Annotated in this window: 14 protein-coding genes and 1 pseudogene; 5 read left to right on the top strand and 10 right to left on the bottom strand. The window is 40.1% G+C overall.

What is annotated here, in order from left to right; translation table 11 throughout:
- Positions 1 to 8: 8 nt before the first annotated feature.
- The 4 genes from patD to B9G53_RS17865 form a co-directional block, all read right to left on the bottom strand.
- Positions 9 to 353: a heterocyst frequency control protein PatD gene (gene patD / locus B9G53_RS17880; RefSeq protein ID WP_094534720.1), complete on the bottom strand. Its 345-nt coding sequence runs from the start codon at positions 351 to 353 to the stop codon at positions 9 to 11.
- A gap of 64 nt (positions 354 to 417) precedes the next feature.
- The gene (locus B9G53_RS17875) at positions 418 to 660 is read right to left on the bottom strand and encodes a 2TM domain-containing protein (protein WP_094534717.1); all 243 of its coding nucleotides are present in this window, start codon (positions 658 to 660) and stop codon (positions 418 to 420) included.
- Between the two features lie 98 nt (positions 661 to 758).
- Positions 759 to 2,150, bottom strand: a complete 1,392-nt coding sequence (gene argH, locus B9G53_RS17870; RefSeq protein ID WP_094534715.1) for an argininosuccinate lyase — start codon at positions 2,148 to 2,150, stop codon at positions 759 to 761.
- Between the two features lie 79 nt (positions 2,151 to 2,229).
- Positions 2,230 to 2,889 (bottom strand): Uma2 family endonuclease, encoded by a 660-nt coding sequence (locus tag B9G53_RS17865; RefSeq protein WP_094534755.1) that lies wholly within the window; start codon positions 2,887 to 2,889, stop codon positions 2,230 to 2,232.
- 256 nt (positions 2,890 to 3,145) lie between these two features.
- Between B9G53_RS17865 and B9G53_RS17860 the strand changes: the two genes are divergently transcribed.
- The 3 genes from B9G53_RS17860 to B9G53_RS17850 all read left to right on the top strand — a co-directional run bounded on the left by B9G53_RS17860 (position 3,146) and on the right by B9G53_RS17850 (position 5,601).
- On the top strand, positions 3,146 to 3,436 hold the full coding sequence (locus B9G53_RS17860) for a DUF3181 family protein (RefSeq protein WP_094534753.1): 291 nt from the start codon (positions 3,146 to 3,148) through the stop codon (positions 3,434 to 3,436).
- Positions 3,437 to 3,495: 59 nt separating this feature from the next.
- Positions 3,496 to 4,824, top strand: a complete 1,329-nt coding sequence (locus B9G53_RS17855; RefSeq protein WP_094534713.1) for a cell wall metabolism sensor histidine kinase WalK — start codon at positions 3,496 to 3,498, stop codon at positions 4,822 to 4,824.
- Between the two features lie 147 nt (positions 4,825 to 4,971).
- Positions 4,972 to 5,601, top strand: a complete 630-nt coding sequence (locus B9G53_RS17850) for a cadmium resistance transporter (protein ID WP_094534711.1) — start codon at positions 4,972 to 4,974, stop codon at positions 5,599 to 5,601.
- Positions 5,602 to 5,605: 4 nt separating this feature from the next.
- On the opposite strand, the gene B9G53_RS17845 is transcribed toward B9G53_RS17850, so the two are convergent.
- From B9G53_RS17845 to B9G53_RS17825, 5 genes are all read right to left on the bottom strand, one after another.
- The gene (locus B9G53_RS17845) at positions 5,606 to 6,241 is read right to left on the bottom strand and encodes a hypothetical protein (RefSeq protein ID WP_094534709.1); all 636 of its coding nucleotides are present in this window, start codon (positions 6,239 to 6,241) and stop codon (positions 5,606 to 5,608) included.
- Between the two features lies 1 nt (position 6,242).
- On the bottom strand, positions 6,243 to 7,442 hold the full coding sequence (locus B9G53_RS17840) for an AAA family ATPase (protein WP_094534707.1): 1,200 nt from the start codon (positions 7,440 to 7,442) through the stop codon (positions 6,243 to 6,245).
- 38 nt (positions 7,443 to 7,480) lie between these two features.
- Positions 7,481 to 8,131, bottom strand: coding sequence for a phosphatase PAP2 family protein (locus B9G53_RS17835; protein ID WP_094534705.1), 651 nt, complete (start codon positions 8,129 to 8,131; stop codon positions 7,481 to 7,483).
- Between the two features lie 189 nt (positions 8,132 to 8,320).
- Positions 8,321 to 8,893, bottom strand: a complete 573-nt coding sequence (locus B9G53_RS17830) for a Crp/Fnr family transcriptional regulator (protein ID WP_094534703.1) — start codon at positions 8,891 to 8,893, stop codon at positions 8,321 to 8,323.
- 146 nt (positions 8,894 to 9,039) lie between these two features.
- Positions 9,040 to 9,699 carry a rhomboid family intramembrane serine protease gene (locus B9G53_RS17825; RefSeq protein WP_094534701.1) on the bottom strand — a complete coding sequence of 220 codons (660 nt, stop codon included), beginning with the start codon at positions 9,697 to 9,699 and terminating at the stop codon, positions 9,040 to 9,042.
- Between the two features lie 279 nt (positions 9,700 to 9,978).
- Here B9G53_RS17825 and B9G53_RS17820 point away from each other — a divergent pair, with 279 nt between their 5' ends.
- Both B9G53_RS17820 and B9G53_RS17815 read left to right on the top strand, forming a co-directional pair.
- The gene (locus tag B9G53_RS17820) at positions 9,979 to 10,446 is read left to right on the top strand and encodes a hypothetical protein (RefSeq protein WP_094534699.1); all 468 of its coding nucleotides are present in this window, start codon (positions 9,979 to 9,981) and stop codon (positions 10,444 to 10,446) included.
- Between the two features lie 863 nt (positions 10,447 to 11,309).
- Positions 11,310 to 11,585 carry a hypothetical protein gene (locus B9G53_RS17815; protein ID WP_094534697.1) on the top strand — a complete coding sequence of 92 codons (276 nt, stop codon included), beginning with the start codon at positions 11,310 to 11,312 and terminating at the stop codon, positions 11,583 to 11,585.
- Between the two features lie 3 nt (positions 11,586 to 11,588).
- Here the strand turns inward: B9G53_RS17815 and B9G53_RS17810 are convergent.
- Positions 11,589 to 11,771, bottom strand: a pseudogene (locus B9G53_RS17810) (IS256 family transposase); the annotation flags it as partial.

Here is an 11,771-nt window from a genome sequence, read left to right as displayed (position 1 = left end):
ACTTTAATTCAATGCATTTGAACATAGCGATTTAACAAAGTAAAGCGATCGCAGGCTTGTTGATGTCGCTTTTGCCATGTGGCTTGACTGCGGGAAGTTTGCAACATGCTCAAATCCACGTTGAGCATTTTTAATTGTTTATCAATTTCTACTTGCAAAGATAAATTTTGGGGCGTTATCTCTAAATTGGTGTTGATAATTTTTGACTGAAAAAACTTTTGAATTTCATCGAGCGATCGCCGCCATTCTTTGACTATTTCAGAGGCGGGGTCTGACTGTGGAGTGATCGATATTTGCAATGTTTCTAACTGTTTTTGCAAATCATCAATCAAAGCTCCATAATCCTGTATCACTTCATAAACCCTATTTTTATAAAAATTAAACTCCTAGCTACAGATTTACTATAGCTTTACCATTTCAAGCTTTCTGGATCGGTTTTTCTTGAGTCAATACCCAAATCCCATGACCGAGGATGAGGATTCCCCAGATTACGGCAACCCAAATTGACCAGATCCAGACCTTCTCAGTAATTGACTGGATAAACCACATACAGGTCATACAAGCCGAGTAGATGGCAAGATGTAGATAAAAGTTAACTCTGCGTTCGAGGTTTTGGTATTCAGGATCGTTAGGATCTGGTGGTTTTGATAACTTGGGCATAGAAAATTGAAAATTTAGCAAATTTAACTAAACTTATGCTAACGCAAAAGCATCCAAAAATGAGTGTCAGCACTTCGTGCTGACACTCATTTTTGGATTTAAGCAATAAGTTTTTTGGCAGCTTCTACTTGGATTCTGACTTGCTCGAAGCCAGTACCACCATAACTATTACGCACCTTAACGACTTGTGCAGGAGCGATCGCCTCAACAATATCCGCCTCAAACTGAGGATGAAAAGTCTGCCAACGTTCTACTGACAAATCCTTGAGTAAAATCCCTTCACTAGTACAGGTTTTCACAAGTTTGCCAACCAGTTGATATGCCTCACGGAAAGGAACTCCTTTAGAAGCGAGATAATCGGCAACATCAGTCGCATTAGAGAAGTCCTCCGCAACTGCTTCTGCAAGACGTTGAGTCTGAAATTCAATCCCTTCGTCGATCAAAATAGTCATTGCTTCCAAACAAGCCCGAACTGTGACCACTGCATCAAAGATACCTTCCTTATCCTCTTGCATATCCTTGTTGTAAGCCAGAGGCAAGCCCTTGATAATTGTCAGTAAACCTTGCAAATGTCCAAATACACGTCCTGTTTTGCCACGCACCAATTCGGGAACGTCAGGATTTTTCTTTTGGGGCATAATGCTAGAGCCTGTACTGACGCGATCGCTGAGTTTCACAAAACTAAACTCTTGCGATGACCAAAGAATTACTTCTTCAGAAAGACGGCTGAGATGCACCATGATCAAACTTGCCGCGCAGAGAAATTCTACGGCAAAGTCGCGATCGGATACACCATCAAGGCTATTGCGTCCTACGGAACCAAAATCTAAAAGTTCGGCGGTGTAATGGCGATCGATGGGGTGCGGTGTACCCGCTAATGCGCCCGAACCAAGGGGGCAAACATTGACTCTTTGATAGATTTCATCCAGTCTTGTCCAGTCACGTTGCGCCATCTCAAAGTAAGCAAGCAGATGATGGGCGAGGCTAATTGGCTGGGCGCGTTGCAGATGGGTATATCCAGGGATGAAAGTTTCGACATACTGCTCAGCTTTATTCACTAAAGTTTGCTGCCAAGTCCTGATATCCGTTTGAATTTTGCGAATCTGGTCACGCAAATATAAACGCACATCGGTAGCAACTTGATCATTGCGCGATCGCGCAGTATGCACTTTTTTACCAACATCACCGATCAACTCAGTCAATCGGCGCTCTACCGCAAAATGCACATCTTCAGCGTCAACCCCAGGGTTAAAATTTCCAGACCGATATTCTTGGCGGATTTGCTCTAAACCAGTAACAAGCATTTCCCCTTCTTCGGCACTAATGATCCCCACTTTCGCCAACATTCGCGAGTGCGCTTGCGATCCTGTGATGTCATATTCAATTAAATTAATGTCAAAACTGATGCTGGCATTAAATCGCGCGATCGCAGGATGCAGCGCTGTCTCGAAACGCTGACTCCAAGGTTGGGGGGCTGTTGGCTGGCTCATACAAAAAAACTGTGTTAATTGAGAGTTAAGTTTACTTTTTGACAGGAGGTTTTGCGCCTTTTTGTCATAAGTTCATTATTTAACTACTTTCCTTGAGCCATTTCCGTACTGCACGGACAATGCTAATACTGTCTTCAGTGTTGAGCATTTGTAAAAAGCGATCAAGTACAACCCCAGAAATCATCGGAAAAGCAGCACTAAATTCACATTCTTGGTATTGACCATTGTGTAATTGATAAACTTTTATGGTTCCATTGGCATAGCGCCATATTTCAGGAATACCTAATTGTTGATAAACTGCAAAACTTCGCATACTGGAATTAGTAATATCAATTTCCAATACTAAATCGGGGGGCGGATCTACAGAGATATCGATTTTAGTGCCTTGGATGCGATCGCTATTTTGAATATAAAAGCTAGAGTCAGGCTCTACGCCTTTGTTGATGTCTTGACGGTTGAGCGTAACTGAACCAAATTCTTTTAATGGCAAATCTAGTTCTTCGGCTAAAACCCCAACAATTCGCGCTAATAAACGGTTAATTGCTTCATGTAGGTCAGACGGCATTCTAATTTCTACAACTCCTTGGTCATAATTTAAACGTGCTGAACGGCGATCGCCCATGTCAGCAAGCATGGCTTGATAGGTTTGCCAGCTAATATTTTTTAGTACAGCATTACTCGCATTACTAATGTTTGTTGTAGCAATTTCTGGCTTGAGAGGGAGGGGAGTCGTAGTCATAAATTTGCGATCTCGCAACACAAATGATCATACAGCGCTTTGCGCTCAGACCCAAACCAAGAAGAATTTTGAAAGCGTTGCTTCGCAACGCTTTCAAAATTCTTCTTGTGGTTCGTTTGATCGGTAATTACTGTAATTTAACTTGTCATATTGTCCTAATCTTGGGTAATTCAGATATAGCGATCGCTATCATGTAGGTGGGACTTTGCGCCATCTCCATAATAGCGATCGCTATAAATCACTAACTACCAAACAAATGAGTACCTCAGAACGTATCGAACAACTAGCTGCCATAATTGCCGAAGATGTTTATATTGACATCGCCAAATGGCACTTGTACTTAAATGACGCACATTTGCATCGCCCACTTGCTGAAAAGTTCTATCCTATGTTGCTAAAGGGGATTCAGGCAGCAGATGTTACTAAAGTATTAAATGAAACGATGATTGCGATCGGTGGTGGTAATCGTGAAATTCCTTTAAGTGACTTGATTCCCAAGTCTTGTCAAAATCGATTAGTAACGATTCTAGAAGAATTTGAATATTAAAACCCTAAGCCCTGTAGCGCACTTACAGCGTGCGCCACAGATTTGCTATTAAATTACTCATGACCATTGCCACTCCTAATCCTGTCTTTCAGTCAATGCGCCGCCGTTTAGCACTGTGGTATGCGATTGTCACCGCAATTTTATTAATTGTGTTTGCGACAGGCTTCTATCTATATGTGCAGTCAACCTTAATCGATCGCATTGACGACACCATTGACCATGTTGCAGAAGTAATCGAGCGATCGCTGATTCGGTCTAACTTAATTGATTTAGAATCAGATTTTAGTCGCAGCTTTTCGGCAAATGCTCAAGCGATCGATGCCGATCATATTGATATTGACTGGTTTAGCCCCAGTGGAGAGATCCTCTGGACGACTAATGCGAATACGGAGCCATTACAACAGCGAGAGAGAGGAATCTTACAACCACTTTATCGCACTGTGCATTTGTCAGAAGCAGAACCATTGCGACAGATGATTGAGCCAATTGTGATTAATGACAAACTTTTGGGATATTTGCGAATTAGTCATCCTTGGTTTGAGGTTACGAAACCCGTTAAGCAGTTGTTTCTCGATTTGGCGATCGGCACAACGCTGATGGTATTTGTGGTTTTACTATGCGGTTGGTGGTTAGCAGGGATCGCCATGGAACCTGTGCGCGAATCCTACCAACGTTTAAAACAGTTCACCGCCGATGCTTCCCATGAGCTTCGCAATCCCATTGCTGTGATTCAAACTAATGTCCAAGTTGCCCTTGCCGATCCTAGTCCTGATCTAGAATTTCAGCGATCGCAACTGGAAGCAATTGAGAGAATTACTAGACGGTTAGGAAGATTAATCGAAGATTTGCTATTTTTAGCAAGACATGATGGTGGCATTACTAATCAGAGACGTGAGCCTTGCAATTTATCGCAAATTTTGCGTGAGGTGGGTGAAGAGCAACAGACGATCGCCCAACAAAAACAAATCAGTTTGGAGTTACCTAGCTTGGAGCCAAAACTGTTGGTGTCAGGTGATCGTGATCACCTAGGGCGTTTGTTTACCAATCTCGTCAGTAATGCGATCTCTTATACTCCCGCAGGTGGGAAAGTCCAAATTACCGCGCAGTTGATCACTTCTCAAAATCAAATCCAAATTCAAGTTCAAGATACTGGGATGGGGATTCCTGAAGCAGAGCTATCTCAAATTTTTGAGCGTTTCTATCGTTACCAACCGCAAAAAAATAGTAAGTCTAGTTCTAAATCTAGTAATCTCTATACCAGTGGATCTGGGCTAGGATTAGCAATTGCCAAAGCGATCGCTGAAAGTCATCAGGGACAAATCAAGGTAGAGAGCAAGGTCGGACAGGGAACAATATTTACGGTAAGTTTTTTTAATTCTAGTCTTTAGCTAAATGAACACGAACTTAGCCGAACACAAGTTAGTGATAAGCCTCTTACCTCATCTCAAACAACGCTAATTAACCGTGAATATGGAGAGAAGTTCGGCATCTCTATTTTTGCTATACTCCTACTGATTATTAGCTTGAGGAAAAATATGGAATGGATTATCGGTACTGTGGCGATCGCAATTGCTGCTTTTACTGCTACAAATATCGATGACATTCTCATTCTCACAATTTTCTTTGCCCAAGTTGATGATAAGTTTCGTCCGCGTCATATTCTGATTGGTCAATACTTAGGTTTTGGACTAATTCTCTTGGCGAGTTTACCAGCGTATTTAGGTGGTCTGATTATTGACCCTAAATGGATTGGACTTTTAGGGCTATTACCAATCGCGATTGGTCTTAAAGATTTATTCCAAAAACAAGAAGAAGTAACTGTACAAACTTGTACGATTTCTGAGCAGAGTAAATCGACTCTAATCGCGCCACAGACTTATCATGTGGCGGCTGTCACTTTTGCCAATGGCGGCGACAATATTGGTATTTATATTCCTTTATTTGCGAGTAGCAATGCCGTTACTCTCTCAATTACGATCGCTACTTTTTTGATTTTGATCACAGTTTGGTGTTATGCCGCCAAAAGTATCAGTAGTCATCCTGCGATCGCTAAGTTTCTTACACAATACAGTGAAGCGATCGTGCCTTTTGTCCTTATTGCGCTAGGCATTTATATCCTCTACGAAAGCAAAACCTATCAATTGCTTCCTTCTATTAAATTATGATTCTTCAGAAATTACAATTTTTCACTTTTGTAAGTTCACCGATAAAGGCTTTTAAGCTGGGATTTTCTGGAGAAAGCTTGAGTAAAGATTCATTATTAGAGTATTCCATTGATATTTTCTGATAATGCTTATAGTCTTTTTCTGTCTTCATCTCAGGAAAAATTTTACTTAAAATATTTTGACAGCCAATAGTTTCTGATCTTGCTTCTTGACAATGTAAAGGAAGTAGCCAGCATTCTATCTTGTGAACTGCGATCGCAAAAATAATCTTTTCGGCATACTGATCATAAAAATCTTCACCAATTATTTCTTTAAACTTAGCTATAACTCCTTCAATTAAATGTTCGGCTGAAATTAGTTGACCATTCTCATCTTGGTGAGGTATACCCAATTCCGAAGAGATATCAGTATCTATGTGAATAATGACATATTCATTAAGATCAAATACTGCTTGAAATTTTCGTGAGCGACAATAGTTTGTGACTTCTCCATGCCCACCACTTTTGCCAACTCTTGCTGGCTGAAGCCAGTTAACATTAATATCACGATTATTAAAATATCCTACCAAGATATTATTAATTACTTTCTGATCAGTTATTCCTTCTGCAATTCCTGCAAATGTATTCTTCGGATTATTCATATTAGAAATTATTAGGAAGTCCTCCAATGTAGCCATTCATAAAAGCTTCTGATAATGGTACAGGATCATCGTCATCTAATGGTTCAGGTGCATAGACTCGTTTGGCTTTTGTATGCCCGTCAATGTTGCGATAAATCGTAAAAAGTCTTTGTTCATCATCATGTAGATCTAATCCATCTAAGATCGCAGGATTATGAGTTGTAAATATAACTTGTTTATCATAATCAGGTTTCTTAGCTAGTTCTACTAACTCTTGAATTAGTCTTGTACATAACTTAGGATTTAGTGCATTTTCGATATTGTCAATCGCAAAAAATTTGGGTGTATCATCGCTGACAAACAATGCAAAATAAAACATCAAAAACAAAAAACCTTCATTAGAACTTCTTTGATTAAAGTAAGGTAATTCTTTATCTAAGTATCGATCTTTAATTTGAATAGTCCTTTCTATATCCGAATCTTGATGTAATTTAAAATCATCAAACCAATCTATTAGTTCTAGTTTTTGTTTAATCTCGTCAATTTTTTCTGGAGTATTACTTAAAACCCTTAATAATTTAAGTAGTCCTTCTCCCTTATTGCCTAATGGCTGAATTTGCCCTTCTTCTACAAAAGTCCGTAGCAAAGAGTTCTCAGGTGAATATATTAAAAAATCTTTTAAATCTAGTCCATGCGATAGATTTGTCATTAGTTGATTTATATCTTTATCCGCTGAAAAATTAGTCTCATCAGGTGTAATCAGAGTCGAAAGGCTATTTGCTGGTAAAGTTGAGTTGTGTGAATAAGTCACCAAAAAATCTACAAATATCCCCCAAATGTCTTCTTTAAATTTATCTGGTAATTGTGTATAATTATTAAAGTCTTGAACATTCTTCCATTTAGAATAATCTGCGTTATCATTCTGAATTATATATTTAAGAATGATTTTTTCGTCTCTTTTTAAACTTATTTTTATCTCTTTTGAAAGATTCCCCTTGTCAAAAGCCGATCGCATAAATTCTGGCTCAGTAACTCTAATCCCTCTAGGAGCCAGAAACTCATTATCTAACTTGTTACCTGCCGCCGCACCAGCTAAAGCGATCGCTTCTAAAATATTGCTTTTACCACAACCATTCTCACCAATGAACACATTAATCCGACCCAAATTTATCTTGAGACTTTGGATAGACTTATAGTTCTCGATTTGAACTTCGGTAAACATAGGATTGAGACTTAGGTGAGCAAACGTGATGAATTTAGCTATAGCTTAGCATTCACCTTAGTTAAGTAACCACCAGCGATCGCCGAAAAGATTGCCAATAAACAGCCACCCAGAATATCGCTAGGATAATGCACACCCAAATATAGCCTTGTCCAAGCGATCGCCATAAACCAAAATCCACCTGTAAACAACCAAATTAATCGCCAATGTCTCTGAAGAATCAGAATTGAGATCGCCATCACTAGACTCATACTCAGCATCGCGTGACCACTAGGAAAAGAGAAGTCTGGCTGTGGCAAAGGGGAAACCCACAGAGCAGGACGAGCGCGATGAAAGAGAAGTTTTGCAAGAAAGGTAATCAAGCCTCCGCCAATGATCACTAGCCAGATATAGCCTAGCGATCGCCATTGCTTCCCCCAGACTAAACCCATACTCAGCAAGGAAGTAATGGCGAGGATACCTACACCTCCAGCGGTTTGGGTCAAGGCGATCGCAATTTGATCTAGTTCTAGGCTTTGCAAATTATGGACTTTTTTGAGAATTATGCTGTCCCAATAAGTGATTAATGGCAAGGTGCTTATAGCGATCGCTAATAAACCAAAGGCAGTAAGCAGAGAGAGAATTACCAAATTTTTTTTTAAGGTTACTTCTTTTGACTCAGATATAGATTGAGGTAAGTACTTAGACATAAAAAATGTAGTGAATTAATTTTTTGACTCAATAGGTGTTTTGGGAAGGAATTCTGGCTGTAATGCTTAAAATGCTTGACTAGCGAGCATTTCAGCCTCGGAGGTCTAAGGCGTGTGAAATTCTTCGGGTTAAAGAGATTGAGTTGGTTATGATGTTTGACCTTTCTGAAACGCCTATAGAGGCTTTTATTAAATCTCATAGTGCCATTGCTCATTAGACTCCGCCAAAAATCTGAGCTTGCGTCCTTTACGAGATAAGAACCCCATCTTCTCAAGATCATTGATAATGCGTGTGACCGTAACGCGAGTAGAACCGATTAATTCTGCTAGTTCTTGATGCGTTAATTGCAGAGTGATTAACTTGCCAAGCCGATGATCTTCTTCACCAAAGCGTTCTGTTAACCAACCTAATAACAACCTTAAAGCTTCATCCTTAGCTCGACTATGGGCAATCTTAAGCAAAAACTCACTGGTTTGATTGCGGCGAATAATTGACTCAACATAATCTCCCCACTGCGATCGCGGAATTTCGGTTAGCTGCACATCAGTTAAGCATTCCATTTCGTAAGGAAATAATTGTGACAACTCACTGCCAATGAGATCACCCTCAGCCCATAACCCTGAGCAAATTACTTGACCATCCTCATTCCACGTTAGCGATCGCACCACCCCAGACTCAATTTTCCAGAGATAGTTAGTTCTGCGGGGCAGCATTTCTCGACGCTTATAGGTAAGCCCAGTAGCCTTTGCAAGATAAATCATCAGATACCCTATCGACAAACAGTAGATTTATTTGTATTACGTTGAAGAGTATTGTATCTTACTAAATACGGTATTCCCATGAAGTTACCGTATTTTTATTGATATTTACTTTTTGCTTTTCTCACCCCATAGCCTACGTGTTGTTACTATTCTTTAGAATCTTTAGAAAGCCTTGAGAGTAAAAGCATGGCGATCGCACCGATTACAAAACCGCTAACGTGAGCGAAATAAGCCACCCCTGGTAAATTAGGATTTGCCATTGCTGCATAAACAGTTTGTCCTGCAATCCATAAACCTAAAAACACAGCCGCAGGAATGGGAATCGCAGTTATAAAAATCCCTAAAAATACTAGACTCAAAATCCTTGCACGCGGAAATCTGACCAGATATGCACCCATTACGCCTGATATCGCACCACTCGCTCCCACCATTGGCACTAGCGACATGGGAGCGGTGATTACTTGCACCAGTCCTGCCACAACTCCACAAAGCAAGTAGAAAAATAAAAACTTCCAATGCCCAAGTTGATCTTCGATATTGTTCCCAAATAGATAGAGAAACCACATATTCCCAACTAAATGGAAGATACTGGCATGGAGAAATTGTGATGAGAATAAAGCGATCGCTTCTTTTGAAGGGTTAGCAATTAATTCCTTTGGAACTAAAGCCCAATTGTCTAGCCATTCACCAAGTTGAAAGTTTGGCAAACTAGTTTGATATCCAAAAATCAACACATTGATTAAAATCAGCGCATAGACAACTATGGAAGTATCTTGAGTCGGATTATCATCATGTAAAGGAAACATTGTTAACCATAAGCGACAGCTTTATCAATTTTAGCAATATAGCAATCATGCATCGCTTGGCGTTGCAGTCATAACCTCAAAAAACTTAAAAGCATTGCTTTGCAATGCTTTTAAGTTTTTTGAGGAGATTAATTTTTTTTGTGAGAGTGTGCATCTGTATGGCATACTCTCGCAAATTTTTTTTGCCAATCATGTTTTTTAGGGAACTAATTAAGAAATCATGGGTCTACCTGATGAGGAGGGGAAAATAATTTTAATAACTATGGAGATCGAGCAATCATGAAATGGCAGCAAAAAACCGCTCTATTACTATGCATTCTAGCTTTGGGGAGCAGCACTTTAATCACCAGTGCTGTCGAAGCTAAAAAGTCAAATAAAGTGAAACCTGCAAAAAACACTGTAACTACAACTACGACATCTGTACAGACAGTCAGTTTGACTTCACTGCAACGCACTCAAATCGTAGAGATTATCCGTGGTACAAGTACCTCTAGCTATCTAATCAATGACGGTTTACGTCAGCAAATCTTTACTCAAGTCAGTTCCTTGCCTCTAGGGATTCAGAAAAATCTAGCTCGTGGTAAAGGGCTACCCCCCGGAATTGCTAAGAAAGTTTTACTTCCCACAACTGTTGTAAGCTACGTCAATTTACCTGCTAACACGAATATTATTGTCGTTGGCTCCAATGTGGTTGTGATTGATCCAATTAAAAATATTATTCTCGATATCATCTCAAATATTCTCTAATACCAAAGCACAAAATGGCTACGCCATTTTGTGCTTTTAAAACCCTTACTGGGTTTGGTTCTTAATTCGCAAAAGTGTGGCAACACTTTCGTGCCCGCATTCCGCGCGTGCAGTACGAAAGCAAATGTTAGAAAATGTTAGCCCGAAAATCGGTGTTTTTTTATCGAGACAAGCAGTGGCACAACAGCAGGAAAAGAGAGACACCTGAAGAGTTGTATTGGTGATCTGACAATCACCAGCAAGCAAGCAAAACAACTAAAAGTAAGAGCAAGAACCCAGCTTAGTCCGCACATGGAAAAATGCTGCTTACTCAGCAGTCGTAATAAGTCCTACAAACGAGCAAAGAAAAACGTTAAGGAGTTAACAGGAATCGTGGTTAGCCACAGTACCCAACAGCGACTCGCACAGCGATACGATTTTCCAAAAGTAGAGTTAGGGGGCTTGCTAAAAAATAAGATACCAATCCAGATTTTCTAGAATCATTGGGGCGGCGGAGCCACCCCAATGATTCTGGTTTTATATTTGGTGCTTTATTAAATCGCAAGTCTCTAGTGAATACTGTAGAAGAAATGAGCTTGGACGGAGGCAAAGTAAGATTGTGAACAGGCAAAGGACAAAAAAGTGAATGGAAAGATTACAAATCTGTTACCTTGCAAGGAAAAGCAGTAGTAGCTTATTTTCAGGAAAATCAAGCCTTAATTGAGCGAGTACAGCAACAGGACTTAGCAGAGATTGTCTCCTGTCTGGGGCACAGGCAAGACGGTATTTAGAATTTATTCTCACAAATTGCTCCAAAAGAGCAACGCTTTGAAATCCTTGATTGGTATCATCTGGTTGAGCATTTACATGGCGTTGGTGGTTCCATGTGCCGACTAGAAAATGCCGAACAATTTCTCTGGGATGGTGATGTTGAGTCAGCTATAGCTTTATTTGAGGGTTGCAAATTTAAACGGGCTGTGAATTTTGTCAACTATTTACGCAGCCATTGTCTACGGAATCCTGAATATAGTTACTTCCATCACCTTGGTCTGACGATTGGCTCTGGTGCTGTCGAATCTTCGATTAAACAAATTGGGCGGCGCATTAAGAGCGCTGGTGCTCAATGGAAGAGACTGTCAAGAAAAATGTGTAAAGTCTAGAAACTAGAAGTGGAGACGATCCTCGAATAGGATGGCAAAGCGATTGAGAGCAGGTTTCCAGTCACGAATCGGCATCGTCCACTTCTTCGAGATATTCCGCATTGCCAAATAGACCAGCTTGAAAGCAGCTTCATCAGAGGGGAAAATCTGTTGAGATTTAATCACCTTCCGCAAGCTGCTGTTCAT

The sequence above is a fragment of the Pseudanabaena sp. SR411 genome (assembly GCF_002251945.1).
In the GTDB taxonomy this organism is placed as follows: domain Bacteria; phylum Cyanobacteriota; class Cyanobacteriia; order Pseudanabaenales; family Pseudanabaenaceae; genus Pseudanabaena.
The sequence above is the reverse complement of the archived record's forward strand: the minus strand, read 5'-3'. Positions and strand labels throughout refer to the sequence as shown.

What these genes read in the sequence shown, in the direction of transcription:
- B9G53_RS17825 (WP_094534701.1), bottom strand. Translation starts at nt 9,699, where the DNA reads ATGTTTCCTTTACATGATGATAATCCGACTCAAGATACTTCCATAGTT.
- B9G53_RS17840 (WP_094534707.1), bottom strand. Translation starts at nt 7,442, where the DNA reads ATGTTTACCGAAGTTCAAATCGAGAACTATAAGTCTATCCAAAGTCTC.
- B9G53_RS17875 (WP_094534717.1), bottom strand. Translation starts at nt 660, where the DNA reads ATGCCCAAGTTATCAAAACCACCAGATCCTAACGATCCTGAATACCAA.
- B9G53_RS17815 (WP_094534697.1), top strand. Translation starts at nt 11,310, where the DNA reads ATGTGCCGACTAGAAAATGCCGAACAATTTCTCTGGGATGGTGATGTT.
- B9G53_RS17850 (WP_094534711.1), top strand. Translation starts at nt 4,972, where the DNA reads ATGGAATGGATTATCGGTACTGTGGCGATCGCAATTGCTGCTTTTACT.
- B9G53_RS17865 (WP_094534755.1), bottom strand. Translation starts at nt 2,889, where the DNA reads ATGACTACGACTCCCCTCCCTCTCAAGCCAGAAATTGCTACAACAAAC.
- B9G53_RS17835 (WP_094534705.1), bottom strand. Translation starts at nt 8,131, where the DNA reads ATGTCTAAGTACTTACCTCAATCTATATCTGAGTCAAAAGAAGTAACC.
- B9G53_RS17860 (WP_094534753.1), top strand. Translation starts at nt 3,146, where the DNA reads ATGAGTACCTCAGAACGTATCGAACAACTAGCTGCCATAATTGCCGAA.
- B9G53_RS17855 (WP_094534713.1), top strand. Translation starts at nt 3,496, where the DNA reads ATGACCATTGCCACTCCTAATCCTGTCTTTCAGTCAATGCGCCGCCGT.
- B9G53_RS17845 (WP_094534709.1), bottom strand. Translation starts at nt 6,241, where the DNA reads ATGAATAATCCGAAGAATACATTTGCAGGAATTGCAGAAGGAATAACT.
- B9G53_RS17820 (WP_094534699.1), top strand. Translation starts at nt 9,979, where the DNA reads ATGAAATGGCAGCAAAAAACCGCTCTATTACTATGCATTCTAGCTTTG.
- argH (WP_094534715.1), bottom strand. Translation starts at nt 2,150, where the DNA reads ATGAGCCAGCCAACAGCCCCCCAACCTTGGAGTCAGCGTTTCGAGACA.
- B9G53_RS17830 (WP_094534703.1), bottom strand. Translation starts at nt 8,893, where the DNA reads ATGATTTATCTTGCAAAGGCTACTGGGCTTACCTATAAGCGTCGAGAA.